At 61.2% G+C, this 16,115-nt stretch carries 15 protein-coding genes; 5 read left to right on the forward strand and 10 right to left on the reverse strand.

Annotation, left to right across the window (positions count from 1 at the left end):
* Positions 1-192: 192 nt before the first annotated feature.
* The 3 genes from E5X88_RS22125 (at position 193) to E5X88_RS22135 (ending at position 4,193) form a co-directional block, all read left to right on the forward strand.
* Positions 193-1,005 (forward strand): universal stress protein, encoded by an 813-nt coding sequence (locus E5X88_RS22125; protein WP_292165107.1) that lies wholly within the window; start codon positions 193-195, stop codon positions 1,003-1,005.
* 67 nt (positions 1,006-1,072) lie between these two features.
* Complete coding sequence (gene mgtA / locus E5X88_RS22130; RefSeq protein WP_292165109.1) at positions 1,073-3,694, forward strand: magnesium-translocating P-type ATPase; 2,622 nt, start codon at positions 1,073-1,075, stop codon at positions 3,692-3,694.
* A 43-nt stretch (positions 3,695-3,737) separates the two neighbouring features.
* Positions 3,738-4,193 (forward strand): NUDIX domain-containing protein, encoded by a 456-nt coding sequence (locus E5X88_RS22135; RefSeq protein ID WP_292165111.1) that lies wholly within the window; start codon positions 3,738-3,740, stop codon positions 4,191-4,193.
* Between the two features lie 55 nt (positions 4,194-4,248).
* Here E5X88_RS22135 and E5X88_RS22140 read toward each other — a convergent pair whose 3' ends face one another.
* The 9 genes from E5X88_RS22140 to ccoN form a co-directional block, all read right to left on the reverse strand.
* On the reverse strand, positions 4,249-4,947 hold the full coding sequence (locus E5X88_RS22140) for a CBS domain-containing protein (RefSeq protein WP_292165114.1): 699 nt from the start codon (positions 4,945-4,947) through the stop codon (positions 4,249-4,251).
* A gap of 134 nt (positions 4,948-5,081) precedes the next feature.
* Entirely contained in the window at positions 5,082-5,234 is a 153-nt protein-coding gene (gene ccoS, locus E5X88_RS22145) for a cbb3-type cytochrome oxidase assembly protein CcoS (RefSeq protein ID WP_292165117.1), read from the reverse strand.
* Positions 5,231-7,513 carry a cation-translocating P-type ATPase gene (locus tag E5X88_RS22150; RefSeq protein WP_292165120.1) on the reverse strand — a complete coding sequence of 761 codons (2,283 nt, stop codon included), beginning with the start codon at positions 7,511-7,513 and terminating at the stop codon, positions 5,231-5,233. Before E5X88_RS22150 ends, ccoS begins: the two co-directional genes overlap by 4 nt.
* Positions 7,510-8,007 carry a FixH family protein gene (locus E5X88_RS22155; protein ID WP_292165123.1) on the reverse strand — a complete coding sequence of 166 codons (498 nt, stop codon included), beginning with the start codon at positions 8,005-8,007 and terminating at the stop codon, positions 7,510-7,512. The genes E5X88_RS22150 and E5X88_RS22155 overlap by 4 nt, the downstream gene beginning before the upstream one ends.
* Complete coding sequence (ccoG, locus tag E5X88_RS22160) at positions 8,004-9,563, reverse strand: cytochrome c oxidase accessory protein CcoG (protein WP_292165125.1); 1,560 nt, start codon at positions 9,561-9,563, stop codon at positions 8,004-8,006. The genes E5X88_RS22155 and ccoG overlap by 4 nt, the downstream gene beginning before the upstream one ends.
* A 211-nt stretch (positions 9,564-9,774) precedes the next feature.
* Positions 9,775-10,638 carry a cytochrome-c oxidase, cbb3-type subunit III gene (gene ccoP / locus E5X88_RS22165; RefSeq protein ID WP_292165128.1) on the reverse strand — a complete coding sequence of 288 codons (864 nt, stop codon included), beginning with the start codon at positions 10,636-10,638 and terminating at the stop codon, positions 9,775-9,777.
* 2 nt (positions 10,639-10,640) lie between these two features.
* Positions 10,641-10,790, reverse strand: a complete 150-nt coding sequence (locus E5X88_RS22170; protein ID WP_292165130.1) for a cbb3-type cytochrome c oxidase subunit 3 — start codon at positions 10,788-10,790, stop codon at positions 10,641-10,643.
* An 11-nt stretch (positions 10,791-10,801) separates the two neighbouring features.
* A complete protein-coding gene (ccoO, locus tag E5X88_RS22175) occupies positions 10,802-11,533 on the reverse strand; it encodes a cytochrome-c oxidase, cbb3-type subunit II (RefSeq protein WP_292165132.1) in 732 nt (243 codons plus the stop codon).
* Positions 11,534-11,544: 11 nt separating this feature from the next.
* Positions 11,545-13,155: a cytochrome-c oxidase, cbb3-type subunit I gene (gene ccoN / locus E5X88_RS22180; RefSeq protein WP_292165134.1), complete on the reverse strand. Its 1,611-nt coding sequence runs from the start codon at positions 13,153-13,155 to the stop codon at positions 11,545-11,547.
* 253 nt (positions 13,156-13,408) lie between these two features.
* Here ccoN and E5X88_RS22185 point away from each other — a divergent pair, with 253 nt between their 5' ends.
* Positions 13,409-13,825 carry a hemerythrin domain-containing protein gene (locus E5X88_RS22185; RefSeq protein WP_292165299.1) on the forward strand — a complete coding sequence of 139 codons (417 nt, stop codon included), beginning with the start codon at positions 13,409-13,411 and terminating at the stop codon, positions 13,823-13,825.
* A gap of 44 nt (positions 13,826-13,869) precedes the next feature.
* Here E5X88_RS22185 and E5X88_RS22190 read toward each other — a convergent pair whose 3' ends face one another.
* Complete coding sequence (locus tag E5X88_RS22190; protein WP_292165301.1) at positions 13,870-14,598, reverse strand: Crp/Fnr family transcriptional regulator; 729 nt, start codon at positions 14,596-14,598, stop codon at positions 13,870-13,872.
* A 161-nt stretch (positions 14,599-14,759) separates the two neighbouring features.
* On the opposite strand from E5X88_RS22190, the gene hemN reads away from it, so the two are divergent.
* Positions 14,760-16,109: an oxygen-independent coproporphyrinogen III oxidase gene (hemN, locus tag E5X88_RS22195; RefSeq protein WP_292165135.1), complete on the forward strand. Its 1,350-nt coding sequence runs from the start codon at positions 14,760-14,762 to the stop codon at positions 16,107-16,109.
* The last annotated feature ends 6 nt before the right edge of the window (positions 16,110-16,115 follow it).

Raw genomic sequence — 16,115 nt, forward strand, 5'->3', positions numbered from 1 at the left:
CGGAGAGCACGGCGACCAATGCCGTTACCTACACCACGCCATGGGGCACGATCCTTCCCGCAACGCAAAACCGATCAAGGCAGAGAGTCGTGATCGAGTCAGTAGGTAGGATTTTGATACGCATCAAGGCGCCGGGCGCCGGCCGATGCATTTCATTGTTGCACTCAACCGCTCCATAGAAAGGCGTCCGCAATGTCCTACAAGTCAATCATCATGAACCTCGCCGTGGACGCGCCTCCTGCAGCCATGGTGAACGTGGGGGTTGAGCTTGCCGAACGGTTTGGAGCCCATCTTATCGGCCTGGCGGCAGCGGATGTCCCACCGCTGGTCGCGACAGGCGATGGCATGGTCTATGAAGGCGAGATCATGCAGATCCAGCGAACCGAAATCGAAAAGCGGCTTGCCGAACTGCGTGCAGAATTCGAGAGGCTGGTCCCGGCCTCGATCACGAGCGAATGGAGGCAAGCCATTTGCGGCCCGACTCGCCTCCTCAGCGTTTTCGCCCGGGCAGCCGACCTCATCGTTACCGGCAGCGGGGAAGGAGAAAATATCTATCGCGCGGTGGATATCGGCAGCCTTGCACTCGGCGCCGGCCGGCCGGTCTTGGTCGCGGCGAGCGATATCGAACACGTTCCGGCGAAAACCGTGCTTGTCGCCTGGAAAGACACCAGGGAGGCGCGGCGGGCGATGGCGGATGCACTGCCTTTTCTGGCCAAGGCCAACGAGGTCGTCGTCGCCACGATAGATACCGACCGCGACGGGAGCATTCGCAACAGCCTTGTCGACGTCGCGGTCTATCTTGAACACCACGGCATCAAGGCGCGAACCGAATTGATCTCCGGCGAGGCCGATGGCGACCGGCTGTTGACATTCGCGCGCTCGATTCATGCGGACCTGATCGTCTCCGGTGCCTATGGTCATAGTCGCCTGCGGGAATGGGCATTCGGCGGCGTCACGCGTACGCTGATCGAAGAGAGCGGCATCAGTCGCTTCATGTCGTATTGACGGCTGTCGCATCGCGCTCAGCGAAGTCGAGTCCATGCAGCGGGACGGGCCGATCAAAGGAAACACAATGCAACCCGTTTCCGCATCGATGGGCGTGGTTGGCGAAGACCCCTATTGGTCGATCGAGACCCGCGAACTCCTGCAACGCCTGACGACGTCGCCCTCGGGGCTTACTGTCTCCGAGGCCGCATCAAGGCTTGCAAAATTCGGTCGAAATACACCGGCGTCGCGCTCCGGCACGTCGGCTTTGACCCTGTTTGTCCGACAGTTCCGTAGCCCACTGGTCATCATCCTCATTTTTGCAGCCATTGTGTCGGCTTTCGTCGGTGAGGGCCATGAGGCCATGATCATCGGCGCGATCGTTCTGGCCAGCTGTGTCTTGGGTTTTACCCAGGAGTACGGTGCCTCACGCGCGATGGAAGCGCTGAAACAGCGCATCTCGCGCAAGGCTATCGTCCTGCGCGACGGCGCCGAATGCTCAGTCGATGCCGAAGATATCGTGCCTGGCGACGTAATCCGCCTTTGGGCCGGAAACCTCGTTCCCGCGGACGGCGTCATTTTGGATGCGCGCGATTTCAACGTCAGCGAGGCTGTGCTGACCGGCGAGACTTTCCCTGTTGTGAAGGCGCCGGGCAGATCGGCACCAGAGGCCGTGGTCGCACAGCGCACCAACGCGGTCTTCACCGGCACATCGGTCCGTAGCGGCACCGCGACCGTGCTCGTCGCGGTGACCGGCGCTCGCACCGAGTTTGCATCCATTGCCGCGGCCTTGGAGCGACGCATCCCTGAAACAGAGTTTGCTCGCGGCATCAGACTGTTCGGTTATCTGATGACGGAGATCATGCTGGCGATTGTCATCATGGTGTTCTTCGCCAATCTGATGCTCCATCGACCGCTGATCGAATCGCTGCTGTTTTCGCTGGCGCTCGCGGTTGGCCTCACGCCGGAGCTTCTTCCGGCCGTCATCAGTGTGACCCTGTCTCGAGGCGCCCGGACAATGGCAGCCAGCGGCGTCATAGTGCGCCGCCTCGATGCGATCGAGAATTTGGGCAGCTTGGATCTGCTTTGCACCGACAAGACCGGGACGTTGACAGAAGGCGTCATCCACCTTGATGGATGGCTCGATGTCGACGGCAATCCGTCGACGGACATCTTGCGTTGGGCACGTCTCAACGCAACCATGCAGACCGGGTTGAGGAACCCGCTGGACGAAGCGATAGCGGGTGCTCAAGGCGAGGGCGCAACGTTGACCGCCTTCGCAAAGGTCGATGAGATTCCCTATGATTTCGTCCGCAAACGGCTGTCGGTTGTTGTCCGGACCAGCGCAGAAGACGTCATGATCTGCAAGGGCGCAGTGCAAAATGTCATCGAGGCCTGTGGTTTCGTTCGAACTGCGGACGGACTGGAGCCTCTGAATGACGCGCATCGTGCGGCGATCGATGAGAAATTCCGGCGCTGGAGTGCGGATGGCTATCGCGTTCTGGGCCTGGCAATCCGTCGTTTCGACAACCGGATCGCGTTTGGCAGGAGGGACGAGACGGATCTCGCTTTTGCGGGATTCCTGCTTTTCCTCGATCCGCCGAAGAAGGGCGTCAAGGAGACGCTTTCCGAACTCGCCCAACGCGGCATCGCGGTAAAGGTGATTTCTGGCGACAATCGCTATGTCGCCGCGCATCTCGCTGAGGCCGTGGGTCTGCGCCACGACCGCATCATGACTGGCGAGGACCTGTCGAAATTGACCAAGAGCGCGCTCTTCGCACGCGTGCAGCATACCGATCTCTTTGCCGAGATCGATCCAAACCAGAAGGAACGCATCGTTCAGGCGCTCCGCAGTCGCGGCCATGTCGTCGGCTATCTCGGCGATGGCATCAATGATGCACCGGCCCTCCATGAGGCTGACATTGGTATCTCTGTCGATAGCGCCGTCGATGTCGCCCGCGAGGCTGCGGACATCATCCTTCTCAGGCGGGATCTGGGTGTGCTGGTGCGTGGCGTCGACGACGGTCGCAAGACCTTCGCCAACACGATGAAATACATCTCCATCACCACGAGCGCCAATTTCGGCAACATGATCAGCATGGCTGTCGCCTCGCTGTTTCTGCCTTTCCTTCCGCTGCTGGCAAAGCAGATACTGCTCAACAATTTCCTTTCGGACGTTCCCTCGCTGGCCATCGCAAGCGACAACGTCGACGCAGATCAACTGCGCCGACCCCGCCGCTGGGACATCCGTTTCGTCCGGCGGTTCATGGTCAGCTTTGGCCTGGTCAGCTCACTTTTCGATTTCGCGACCTTCGCCTTTCTGCTGCTCTTCGCGCATGCAACCGCCGCCACGTTCCAGACGGCATGGTTCATCGAATCGCTGCTGACAGAGCTCGCAATCGTGCTCATCGTGCGTACGCGCAAGGCGTTCTGGGCGAGCCGTCCAAGTCCGTTGCTTGCCTGGCTTACCCTGGGTGTAGGGGTCGTCGCGATCATCATCCCCTTCGCGCCCTTCGCAGCATGGTTCGGCTTCGTGCCGCTGCCGCTGCCCATACTTGCCGGGCTCATCGCGATCACCGTGCTCTATCTGGCGGCTTCAGAGGTAACCAAGCGCTGGTTCTTCGGACAGGAGAACCGCCGGTCGCAACGACACAGGGCAGGCCACGTCGCCGACACGGGGAACATGTCCCGTTCAGGACACCCGTATTGACAAGCCGACCACAATGAAATGCAGCATGACGGAGGCGTGAGCGGTGGCGAAAAGAAGTGCGGGCATCCTGCCTTACCGCAGGTCGACGAACGGGTTGCGGGTGTTGCTTGTCCACCCGGGTGGTCCGTTCTGGCAAAACCGCGATCTCGGTGCCTGGTCCATCGCCAAGGGCGAGTATGGTGATGACGAACAGCCGGAAGCTGCGGCGCGGCGCGAATTTGTCGAGGAAACCGGCTGGGAGCTCAAGGGAGGACTATTTCCCTTGGGAGAACTGCGCCAGCGCGGAGGCAAGCTCATTACAGCCTTCGGCGTCGAAGGCGATTTCGACACCGGCACTTTGCGAAGCAATATGTTCGAGATGGAATGGCCGCCGCGCAGCGGCCGCATGCAGTTTTTTCCGGAGATCGATCGCGCAGAGTGGTTCGGCCTCGACGTGGCTCGGGAAAAGATGCTTGTCGGCCAGCGGCCCTTTCTCGACCGGCTTGTGGTGTCTGTCTAGAGACCGGCCCCAAACCCGACAGCTATCGTCGGCTTGGTCGTGTTGATCGCAACACCTAAGAAACCAAGATGACGGACAGCGGCCCGGCGCAGAAGAGATTGTCTTTCACGGCTTTGACGCCCGGCACGTTTTCGGCCGCGACTATGGCTGCCTGGCGCTCGCGTTCGTCGAAGATGGCGCCGCTCAGTTCCACGACCCCTTTGTCCACAGTGACGCTGATCATCTCAGTGCTCGCCCATTTGCGAGCCGCCAGTTCGGTAACAATGTTCTGGCGAATCTGTTCGTCGCCTATGGCCGTCGAGGCCGGGCTCGGCAGGACGCGTAGCAAGGCACGCAGAAGATCGGAGTGGGCGATGATGCCGACAACTTTCCCACCATCGACGACCGGAATGCGTTTGACATGATGGCGCGTCATCAGGTCGACGATCTCTCCGAGCGATGCGCTGGGGGATGCCGTGACGACGTCGTCTGACATCACCTCCTCGACCCGCCGCCCATTGGCGTGGACATATTCATCGGCGACCCTTCCAGGGCTGACGAAAAACTCCAGCCAGCGCGAGCGCTTGCGTTGCGTACCCAGTTCTCCCCGGCGCAGGAAATCGCCCTCGCTGACAATCCCCACCAGTGCGCCGTCATTACGAATGACGGGAAGGCCGCTGATATTTTTCGAAAGCATCAGCCCTGCCGCATCGGCGACCGACGCCGACGGTTCGATCCCGATAACCGGTGTTGTCATTATGGCTTCGGCTTGCACGCCAACCTCCACAGATGTCTTCCGGTTGTTTATCGAGGTCTTGTGCCCGACGTGCCTTGATCTGAGTCATTTCAGGATCGGCCGACGACACAATCAGGCGAGTGGAGGCCGGTCTCACAGGACAGCCTCGCTCCTTAGCTCGGCCTGTCATCCCGGTCGATGAGGATCCGCTCGGCGGCTCCGTCAAGATCCTCGTATTGACCACTCCTCAAGGCCCACAGGAAGCCAAACAGCCCAAGCGCGCCGAGAAACAGAGCCACCGGTATGAGATAGACAAGCGTCGTCATGAGAATTGTGCCAATGAGTTGACGTTGGAGTATCTGTCCTGCGGCGCAATCCTTTCCGGTGCGCTTGGCGCAAAGCCTTGCAGGCGCAGTGCATTTCCGATGACCAGCAGCGACGAGGCGGACATCGCGATCGCGGCGATCAACGGCGTGACATGCCCCAGAATGGCGATCGGCACGGCAACAGCGTTGTAGACGATCGCGATGGCGATGTTCTGGCGGATCAGCCCTCCGGCCTTGCGCGAGACGTCCACGGCAAGGGGTACTGCCAGAAGGCTTTCGCGCAGGAACACGAAATCCGCGGCGTTGCGGCCAATGTCGGCGGCGGTGGCTGGAGCGATGGAGACATGTGCAGCGCCCAGTGCGGGCGTATCGTTTAGCCCGTCGCCAACCATCAGAACCTTGTGCCCGGCTCGCGCCAGCGCTTCGATGCGGTCGACCTTGCCGGAGGGAAGCAGTGCTGGAACAAAGCGGTCGATACCCAATATTTCCGCGACTTCGCCACAGGCGGCCGCGGTGTCGCCCGACAGCATTTCTACCGACACTTGAGCGTCGTTCAACTGCGCCAAGGCGGTCCCGGCATAGGCACGCAGCGCATCCTCGAAAACAAAGGATGCCACAATGATCCCGTCTTTCGTCAGGACTGTTCCGCCATGCCCGCTTTCGCCATCGGTTCGAGCCTTCCATCCAGCCCAGCCGCGCCGGCCAAGCCGCCAAGTGCTACCCGCGGCGGTGGCTTCGATCCCGAAACCGGGGTGCTCGCTGACGGACTCGAGGTTCGGCTGACCGACAAAGCCCGCAGAGCCGGCTATGGCCCTTGAAAACGGGTGGCGGGAATGCGCGGCCATCGCAGCCGCGATTGCCAGCATGGCCGGATCGATGGATGCCACGTTGACGAGCCGGGGCTGTCCGAGCGTAAGCGTTCCTGTCTTGTCGAACACCGCCGTATCGATCGTCGCCAGGCGCTCCATGGCCGAACCGTCCTTGACCATGACGCCGCTTTCGAACAGACGCCGCGCAGCGACCACCTGCACGATCGGCACGGCGAGGCCGAGCGCACATGGGCATGTGATGATGAGAACGGCGATGGCGATCGTCATCGCCCGGTGCCAGTCGCCGGTGGCCATCATCCAGCCAAGGAACGTCACGAAGGCGGTCAGATGGACGACTGGAGCATAGAGCGCTGAAACGCGGTCGGCGATACGGCGATAATGCGCGCGACCGCCTTCGGCGGCTTCCATGAGCCGAACCATTTCGGCCAGGAAGGAATCCTTCGCGGCGGCTGTGGCCTCGATGGTCAGTGGGCCGGTGATATTGAGCGTGCCGGCCTGCACGGTTTCCCCCGACGCCACGGTTCTGGGTGTGCTCTCACCGGAAACCAGGGAACAGTCGAGATCCGAAGTGCCCCGAATGATCTTGCCGTCGACGGGAATCCTTTCGCCGGCCGCGATCAGCAGATGCATGCCCGGTTCGATCTCGTCAACCGGCAGGTAATCGCGCGAACCATCGTCGCGCAGCACCATGGCGCCGCGCGCCGCCAGCCGTGACAGGCCGTTGACCGCGGTCCGGGCACGCTCCCGCATCACGTGATCCAGTGTGCGGCCGATCAACAGGAAGAACAGCAGCGATACCGACGCGTCGAAATAGGCGTGGTCGCCATGGTTGATGGTTTCGTAGAGGCTCATCGTGTAGGCAAGCGAGACTCCAACCGCAATCGGCACGTCCATGTTCATGCGGCCGTGGCTCAACGCATTCCAAGCCGAGCGGAAATAGATGCCGCCGGCGAAGGCGAGCGCCGGGATGGCGATCAGCGCCGAGACCCAGTGGAACAGGTCGCGGGTCGCGCCTTCAGCGCCGGACCAGACCGAGACCGAAAGCAGCATGATGTTGCCTGCCGCAAAGCCGGCGACCGCCACGGCCCGGATCAGCTCCGAAAGCGTTTTATCCTTCTCGCCAATCTCGGGGTCGAACAGATGCGCCGGGTAGCCCAGCCGTCCAAGTGCGGCGACGAATGGCGGAACCTCATCCCCACGCCACCGGACCGATACCCGTTTCGTCGACAGGTTGACACGAGCGCCCTCCACGCGATCAAGCTTCCCAAGAGCCGTCTCGATCGTCTGGATGCAAGCTGCGCAGTGAACCGTCGGTACTGACAGATCGGTCTGGCGAAGGTCGCCGCCAAGCGAGCGGCTTGCCAGCCTGATCTCCTGGCTCGACGGCAGGGCGGATGTAATCCCGTTCAGATCCAGCGCTATTTCAGCGCCCGGCGCACAGCAGCTCATTGCAGCACTCCTTGCGAAATCATGATCCGGCGAACGTCGCGATAGGGCTCTGCCAGACCGGCATCGGCGTCGACTTCGACGATCCAGACGCCATCCCTTGGCAAGTGCTGCGCGGCAAACTCCTGGTCCGAGGCGAGGGCGAGAGTGACGGCCTTGTCCCCGCCCTCGTAGGCGGGATGACGAAACAGTATCTTCACGCCACGCAAGGGGACCGGCTTGCCGGTGGCATCGCTGAGACTGTAGCGGACCTCGCCCGAAGCGATCGTCAGTTTGCCGGTCCAGCCGAGTGCCGCCTGCGCGCGCCCTTCCTCGGCCTTTCGGTTGAATTGCTGGCTGGCCACATAGGTGTTCTCGACGACGAGGCCGGTCCAGCTCGTGCTGGCAAGTGTCGCCATCGTCAGATTGACCGCGATGATCACGCCGAAAAAGGCGAGAATGGTGACCAACATGTGCCTGCCGGTGAATTCGCGGGATTTTTGCGTATTGGCACTCATCTGGCGATCTCCGGCGCGTTGAAAGTGGCTGTGTATTCGTCCGTTTCGAAACTCGCCTTGTCCTCGACGCGGAATTTGAACGTTTGCGTTGCGCCTCCGACCTGGTCCGCCGGCTGGCGCACGAAAACCTTCAGCGTCTTCAGCCGGTCGGGTTCGGCCGCGACGGCGAAGGACCGGTCTGCGGGAAGGTCGACACCAACGACGCTCATTTCGGCTCCCTGCAATCCCTGCATCGTGACGACGATCGTCCTCGGCTCGGGGATCATGTTGAGCAGCTTGACGGTGTAGCCGTTGCGGATCGAACCGTCTGACAGCGTGACGAATTGCGGGTTGCGGTCATGCAGAACATTGACCTCGAGCCGGTCGCGGGTCAGCAGCGAATAGAGCAGCGCAAGGCCGACCGCCGACCATGCGCCCATGTAGATGAAGGTGCGCAGCCGAAATATCTTGCGGATATGGAAATGGGCTAGTTTGTCGGAGAAAGCGCCGCCGTCGGTCCGAACGAGCGACGGGTTCACCGAGCAAGAGCCGCCTGCGGTCGCCACAGCCATGTTGGCGTTGTAATCGGACAGCGTCGCGTAGGAGATCAGCCCGCGCTCCTTGCCGAGTTTGTCCATGACACTGTCGCAGGCATCGATGCAGAGCGCGCAAGTGATGCATTCGAGCTGCTGGCCGTCGCGAATATCGATCCCCATCGGGCAGACGGCGACACAGGCGTTGCAATCGACGCAATCTCCGACCGGCTGCCCCGCGGCCTGTACCTTCTTGGCGTGACGCGACCGAGGTTCGCCGCGCCAGTCATTGTAGGTCACGGTGAGCGAATTTTCGTCGAGCATGGCCGCCTGGATGCGCGGCCATGGGCACATGTAGGTGCAGACCTGCTCGCGCATCAGCCCGCCGAATGTGTAGGTGGTCGCCGTCAGCACCGCGATGGTGAAGTAGGCCACGGGCGCGGCAGTGCCGGTGAAGACCTCGCCAATCAGCGTTGGCGCATCGGCGAAATAGAAGATCCAGGCGCCGCCGGTCGCTACCGCTATGACCAGCCAGATGGTGTGTTTCGATACACGCAGCGCAAGCTTGCGCGCGGTCCATGGTCCGGCGTCGAGCTTCATGCGGGCGTTACGATCTCCCTCGATCGCGCGCTCCACAACCAGAAACAGATCGACCCATACGGTTTGCGGGCAGGTATAGCCGCACCAGGCTCTGCCAACCGTGGATGTGATCAGGAAAAGGCCGATGCCGGCCATGACCAGAAGGCCGGCCACATAATAGAATTCCTGCGGCCAAATCTCGATAAAGAAGAAATAGAAGCGGCGGTTGGCAAGATCGATCAGCACGGCCTGATCGGGAGCAAACGGACCTCGATCCCAGCGCAGCCAGGGCGTCAGATAGTAGATGCCCAGCGTGATCGCCATCACCAGCCACTTGAAGCTGCGAAAACTGCCCGAAGCCCGCTTGGGGAAGATCTTCTTGCGAGGTGCGTACAGCGGCTGGCGGACCTTTGCGGAGTTGACCGCCTCGGCTTCGAGCCGTTCTACCTGCGTGTTGTCCAGCACGAGCATCTCCAGTCGCGCAGCTTATGATTTCGGGGCGCGCAGTCGGATCTTGGCCGGTGCGCGAAATGCTGCGTTGGACAAGCCTTGCCGCAGGGCAGGCTGTCGCGCGTTGATGCAAGTCAATCGCCGACGCCGGAACGCAGTCGAGGCCCGGGCAAGCCGGGCCTCGTCGCCTTCGGTGGTGAAGGGCCGAGAATAGGCCCCCCTTTTTCTATTCTCCACCACCAAGCGAATGAATGTAGACCGCGAGTTCCTTGACCTTGGTTTCGCCGAGACGCTCAATCCAGGCCGGCATCACTCCGTGTTTGGGTGCGCGGATCTGCGCGGCGATGGCTGTTTCGCCGGATCCGTAGAGCCAGATCGCATCGGTCAGATCGGGCGCGCCGAACTCTTTGTTGCCTTTTGCATTATCGCCGTGGCAGGCCACGCAGTTCTCCGCAAAAACCTGAGCCCCGGGCTCAACCAGACTTGCATTTTGAACCGGGCCGGACAGGCTGGTGACATAGGCGCTGACCTGTGCGATCTGGTCGCCGGTGATGACCTCGCCAAAAGCCGGCATTTCCGACAGGCGTGTATCCGGGGCGGATGCGAAGCGGATGCCGTGTGTGATCGTTTGCTGGATCTGCTCGGCCGTGCCGCCCCACAGCCAGTCGTCGTCATTGAGGTTGGGAAAGCCCTTGGATCCTTGGGCTCCGGAGGCGTGGCACTGCACGCAATTGACCTTGTACGCAGCGCTGCCGGCGGCAACAGCGAATTCGCGCAATGCATCGTCGCCGGCAATCTCCGAGACGGTTTTCGACTGTATCGCCGCGGCATATTTGGCCTTGGCGACCTCAGCAGCGGCAAGCTCGGTCTTGACGTCATTGCGGCTCGAATAGCCGAGCACGCCCTTGGTCGCCGAGGTCAGCATCGGCCATGCCGGATAGGCGATAGTGTAGCCGATCGCCCATACAATGGTGATATAGAACGTTATGACCCACCAGCGCGGAAGTGGGTTGTTGAGCTCCCTGATACCATCCCACTCGTGGCCGGTGGTGGAGATGCCCGACACTTCGTCAATATGCTCGTTGCTCATGATCAGTCGTCCTTGAGGGGGATCCGGGCGGCTTCATCGGCCTGCTTGCGGCTCCCGGGGCGGAACGCGAAGGCGACCGTTCCGACGAAGAAAAGTGCCATGGCGAGCAGGCCCCAACTGTCGGCGAACTCCCGCATCAAACTGTAGTCCATCGTCATTCTCCTCAGCGGTAGCCGGCGGCTTCGTCGTAGGTCTTGAAATCGACCAGCGTGCCGAGCATCTGCAGGTAAGCGACCAGGGCGTCCATCTCGGTGACCTGTTGCGGGTTGCCGTCGAAGTCGCCGAGCTTGGCCTTCGGATAGCGGCCCTCCAGGTCGGATGTGTCGGCATTGGGATTGGCCTGCGCCGTCAGGTCATCTCCGGCGCGAGCGATCATGTCATCGGAGTAGGGGACGCCGACGCGCCGGTTTGCGATAAGGTGCGTCGAGAAGTCCTTCACGTCGATCGCCGTATCCTTCAGGAAGGCATAGCTCGGCATGATCGATTCCGGCACCACCGAGCGCGGCTCGACAAGGTGCTGAACGTGCCACTCATTCGAGTAGCGATCGCCAACCCTGGCGAGGTCCGGCCCCGTGCGCTTCGATCCCCACTGGAACGGGTGATCGTACATCGACTCGGCCGCCAGGCTGTAGTGACCATAGCGCTCGACCTCGTCGCGGAACGGCCTGATCATCTGGCTGTGGCAGAGATAGCAGCCCTCACGCACATAGATGTTGCGACCGGCGAGTTCGAGCGGCGAATAGGGCCGCATGCCTTCGACCTTCTCGATCGTGTTGTCGAGATAGAAGAGCGGTGCGATTTCGACGATGCCGCCGACCGTCACCACCAGGAGGGAACCAACGAGAAGAAGCGTGGCGTTCTTCTCGATGATCGCGTGTTTGTCCATCAAGCCCATTCTCTGGCTCCTTATTGTGCAGGCTGAAGGGCGGGGACGGAGCCCGGCATCGGTTCTTCCTCGCGCTGGTAGCCGAGGATGGTCATGGTGATGTTCCAGGCCATGATCACGGCGCCGGCGAGATACATCGCGCCACCCACTGCGCGCATGACGTAGTAGGGATGCATGGCGGCCACGGTCTCGGCGAACGAGTAGACCAGGAAGCCCTGCTCGTCGTATTCGCGCCACATCAGGCCCTGCATGATGCCGGAAACCCACATCACCGCGGCGTAGACGACGATCCCGAGGGTCGCCAGCCAGAAGTGCCAGGTGACGAGCCGCAGCGAATAGAGACGTTCACGGTTCCAGAGCTTAGGCACCATGTAATAGATCGCGCCGAACGAGATCATGCCTACCCAGCCGAGGGCGCCGGAATGGACATGCCCGATGGTCCAGTCCGTGTAGTGCGACAGCGAATTGACTGCCTTGATCGACATCATCGGACCTTCGAAGGTCGACATGCCGTAGAAGGCGATTGCCATCACCATCATGCGGACGATCGGATCGGTGCGCAGCTTGTCCCAGGCGCCGGACAGCGTCATCAGGCCGTTGATCATGCCTCCCCAGGAGGGCATCCAAAGCATGATCGAAAACACCATGCCGAGCGTCTGCGCCCAGTCGGGCAGGGCGGTGTAGTGGAGGTGGTGCGGACCTGCCCAGATGTAGAGGAAGATCAGCGCCCAGAAATGGATGATCGAGAGGCGGTAGGAGTAGACCGGCCGGTTCACCTGCTTGGGCACGAAGTAATACATCATGCCGAGGAAGCCGGCCGTGAGGAAGAAGCCGACCGCATTGTGGCCGTACCACCATTGCGTCAGGGCGTCCTGTACGCCGGAGAAGGCGGAGTAGCTCTTGGAGCCCAGGAGAGAGGCCGGCATCGACAGGTTGTTGATCAGGTGCAGCATCGCGATTGTCACGATGAACGACAGATAGAACCAGTTGGCGACGTAGATATGCGGTTCCTTGCGCTTCAGGATGGTGCCGAGGAACAGCACGAGGTAGGCGACCCAGACGATGGTGAGCCATATATCCACATACCATTCGGGCTCGGCATATTCGCGGCTCTCGGTGATGCCGAGCAGGTAACCGGTCGCGGCCATGACGATGAAAAGCTGATAACCCCAGAACACGAACCAGGCGAGATTGCCGCCGAACAGCCGGGCGCGGCTGGTGCGCTGCACGACGTACATGGACGTGCAGATGAGCGCATTACCGCCGAAGGCAAAAACGACGCCGGACGTATGCAATGGCCGCAGGCGGCCGAGGTTGAACCACGGCTCGATGTTGAGGTCCGGGTAGGCAAGCTGCAGCGCGATGATCACGCCGACGAGCATGCCGACAACACCCCAGAACATGGTGGCGATGGCGCCGTAGCGGACTGGCCCATCCATGTAGGCGGAAGGATCGACCGGTGCCGCCGGCGCAAAGCTGGTGTTGCGCAGAAGGACGATGACAAAGCCAAGCAGCACGAAGAAAAGCACCCACATGTGCTGGCGAAACGGCTCGTCCACACCAAAGCCTGCCGCCACGAGCGCCAGGAAAGTGAAGACGCACATTACGACGATTTCCGTGCCAAATTTCATGACATGTCCCCGACCTCGGATTCCGATGCGCGGACGCCAATCCGCAGTAACACCAATTCCGCGCCCACATCGTCGCCGCCTTGATCCAAATCAAAGATGCACGGTTTTGGATTGGGCAGCGTCGATCTAACGAACGAAAGGGAGGCGGCCATTGAATGAAGAGAAAGAGCGGGGATCGACGCCGGTCGAGGAACGCTGTGAGAATTCGATGCCAGCTGGCCGATCCGGCAGAGCGGCAGTCCCGAGCGTGGTGATGAAGCGCGCGTATGAGGAGAAACTAAAGCTCTGTGATGCTCTGGAGAAAATCGCGGACGCCCTGCCGAACGTCGATCGATTGAAGTGCCTTGGCACAGCCAACGCAATCGTCCCGCTGCTGCGCAATATTCATCAATATGAGGAGACGATTATCTTCCCCGCTTATGAGGCGGCCACGGGCGGCAGCAATGCCAACCTTGCCTCAATCAGGCGATTGCGCGCCGAACACGTGGAAGATGAATGCTTTGCTGGCGAGGTGACTGAGATCCTGCTGGCGATCGGCCACGGCGAGACAGTCGGGAATGCCGAAGCCGTCGGCTTCATGCTGCGCGGTTTTTTCGAAAGCATGCGTCGGCACATCGCGTTCGAACGCGAGCACGTCTTGCCGGCGATCGGAATCACCGATCAGGGCTAAGGCCGGATTTTCCCAAAACCGGTACCCACTTTGTGTCCGATGCTCTAGGTGCCGGAGCGTCGCTCCAGCCGGCTCAGGCTGTCGACCGTCACATGCCGGTTGTTCTCGATCCGGATCACGCCGTCCGTTCTTAGCCTGGTCATCTGGCGGCTCACCGTCTCGATCGTCAGGCCGAGGAAATCGGCGATGTCGGCGCGTGTCAGCGGCAGATCGAAGGTCGCCGACTTGGCGGTGGGATCAGCCGTGGGGTCGATATTCCTGGCGATCATCAGGAGAAAGCTCGCCACCTTTTCCGAAGCGGTCTTGCGTCCCAGCGTCACCATCCACTCGCGTGCTTCGTCGAGTTCGTTCAGCGTTTGCTTGAGCAGACGATGCTCGAGCTCCGGTGATTCCTTCATCATCCGGTCTATGGTCGCTTTCGGAAACGTGCACAGGGAAACGGCGGTCGCGGCCTCCGCATTGATCGCGCTTTCCATCTTGAACGGCCGTCCAAGAAAATCCGGCGCGAACTGCAGTCCGACGATCTGCTGGCGGCCGTCCGAAAGGCTCTTTGTCAGCTTCACCACACCTGAAAGCACGTTCGAATAGCTGTCGACGGCCTCGGCGTCGCCTATCAGCTCTATCCCCGGCTCGATCTTGTGCCTCGACGAGGTCTTGGCGAGTCCGACCAGTTGGTCGGGATCGAGCGCACCGCAGACGCCGCGATGACGTGCCTCGCAAGACTGGCAAAGCACAGGAATGCCGGCGCTGTGAACGTCCTGCCGCACTGTCATCATGATCGTCCCGACGGAGCCAAAGTGCCGGCAAGATAGCATCGGCTGCTGAAAAATCCTTGCGGCAGTTTGTCCGCAGCTCAGGGCTTTGACCGAAATCAAGGTTTCGGGTCGCCAAATGCGACCAAAGTTCCGGCGATGCAAACACAGTGGATGGCGACATGCGACCACAATTAGCTGCAAGGCTTGGCGAGAATGTCCCGCGCTACACCAGCTACCCGACCGCACCGCATTTCCATTCGGGTGTCGACGCCGCCGTTTACCGAGGCTGGTTGGAGGCGCTCGAAAACGGTGACGAGATTTCGCTGTACCTGCACATCCCTTACTGCGACAGGCTCTGCTGGTTCTGTGCCTGCCATACCAAGCAGACGCGTCAGTATGAGCCGGTGACCGCATATCTCCGCTCACTGCATGCGGAAATCGCGACGGTTGCCCGTCTTGTGAACGGCAAGGGCCGTGTCCGCGCCGTCCATTTCGGTGGCGGCTCGCCGACCATGCTGAAGCCCGAGGATATGACGGCGCTGGGCACTGTCTTGCGGGACAGCTTCGATTTTCTTGCGGACGCCAAGATCAGCGTCGAAATCGACCCCAACGACATGGATGAGGCACGCCTCGACGCACTCGCCGAAATCGGCATGACGCGGGCCAGCCTCGGCGTGCAGGATTTCGATCCAAAGGTGCAGAAGGCGATCAACCGCGAGCAGAGCTTTTTGCAGACCAAGGCGGTTGTCGACGGAGTTCGCTCACGCGGCGTAGGGTCCGTGAACCTCGATCTGCTTTACGGCCTGCCGCATCAGACCAGGGAGAGCGTCTGTTCCACCGTGGCGCAGGCGTTGACCCTGGAACCGGATCGGGTGGCGCTTTTCGGCTACGCGCATGTGCCTTGGTTCAAGAAGCATCAGACGATGATCGACGAGGCATGGTTGCCGGGACCGGCCGAACGGTTCGCTCAATCGCAACTTGCCGCCTGCCTGATGTTGAACGCGGGATACGAAGCCGTTGGCTTCGACCATTTTGCCAAGCCGGGCGATGTGCTGGCGGTTGCATCCCGCAGTGGCGCCTTGCATCGCAACTTTCAGGGCTACACCGAGGATCGCTGCGAGACATTGATCGGACTTGGCCCTTCGTCCATCGGCCGTTTTCGCCAAGGCTATGTACAGAACATGCCTTCGACCGCCGAATACGGACGCATGGTCGCAGATGACGGGCTGGCCGCTGTCCGCGGCATCGCGTTCTCCGATGATGATCGCGTTCGCGGCTGGGTCATCGAGCGGCTGATGTGCGATTTCGCCTTTTCCGGCCGCGAGGCGATCGCCCGTTTTGGCAATGCGGCAGTGTCCGTGATTGGTGACGCGGTCGCCGTTGCCCAAGCCGATCAGGATGGGCTGTTTGAGCGTTCCGGCGACGTTTTCCTGGTGACCGACAGCGGCCGTCCGTTAGTCAGGTCGATCGCGGCCAAGTTCGATCATTATCTCGCGGTCGGCCAAGCCAGGCATTCGGCGGCTGTTTGAGCGCGT

This window comes from Mesorhizobium sp. (genome assembly GCF_004962245.1).
Lineage (GTDB): Bacteria > Pseudomonadota > Alphaproteobacteria > Rhizobiales > Rhizobiaceae > Mesorhizobium.

Bases quoted from the DNA above. Each gene is read 5' to 3' on its own strand.
- E5X88_RS22155 (WP_292165123.1), bottom strand. From the start codon at position 8,007: ATGAGTGCCAATACGCAAAAATCCCGCGAATTCACCGGCAGGCACATG.
- hemN (WP_292165135.1), top strand. From the start codon at position 14,760: ATGCGACCACAATTAGCTGCAAGGCTTGGCGAGAATGTCCCGCGCTAC.
- E5X88_RS22185 (WP_292165299.1), top strand. From the start codon at position 13,409: ATGAAGCGCGCGTATGAGGAGAAACTAAAGCTCTGTGATGCTCTGGAG.
- ccoS (WP_292165117.1), bottom strand. From the start codon at position 5,234: ATGACGACGCTTGTCTATCTCATACCGGTGGCTCTGTTTCTCGGCGCG.
- ccoN (WP_292165134.1), bottom strand. From the start codon at position 13,155: ATGAAATTTGGCACGGAAATCGTCGTAATGTGCGTCTTCACTTTCCTG.
- ccoO (WP_292165132.1), bottom strand. From the start codon at position 11,533: ATGGGCTTGATGGACAAACACGCGATCATCGAGAAGAACGCCACGCTT.
- E5X88_RS22170 (WP_292165130.1), bottom strand. From the start codon at position 10,790: ATGGACTACAGTTTGATGCGGGAGTTCGCCGACAGTTGGGGCCTGCTC.
- ccoP (WP_292165128.1), bottom strand. From the start codon at position 10,638: ATGAGCAACGAGCATATTGACGAAGTGTCGGGCATCTCCACCACCGGC.
- E5X88_RS22125 (WP_292165107.1), top strand. From the start codon at position 193: ATGTCCTACAAGTCAATCATCATGAACCTCGCCGTGGACGCGCCTCCT.
- mgtA (WP_292165109.1), top strand. From the start codon at position 1,073: ATGCAACCCGTTTCCGCATCGATGGGCGTGGTTGGCGAAGACCCCTAT.
- E5X88_RS22150 (WP_292165120.1), bottom strand. From the start codon at position 7,513: ATGAGCTGCTGTGCGCCGGGCGCTGAAATAGCGCTGGATCTGAACGGG.
- E5X88_RS22190 (WP_292165301.1), bottom strand. From the start codon at position 14,598: ATGACAGTGCGGCAGGACGTTCACAGCGCCGGCATTCCTGTGCTTTGC.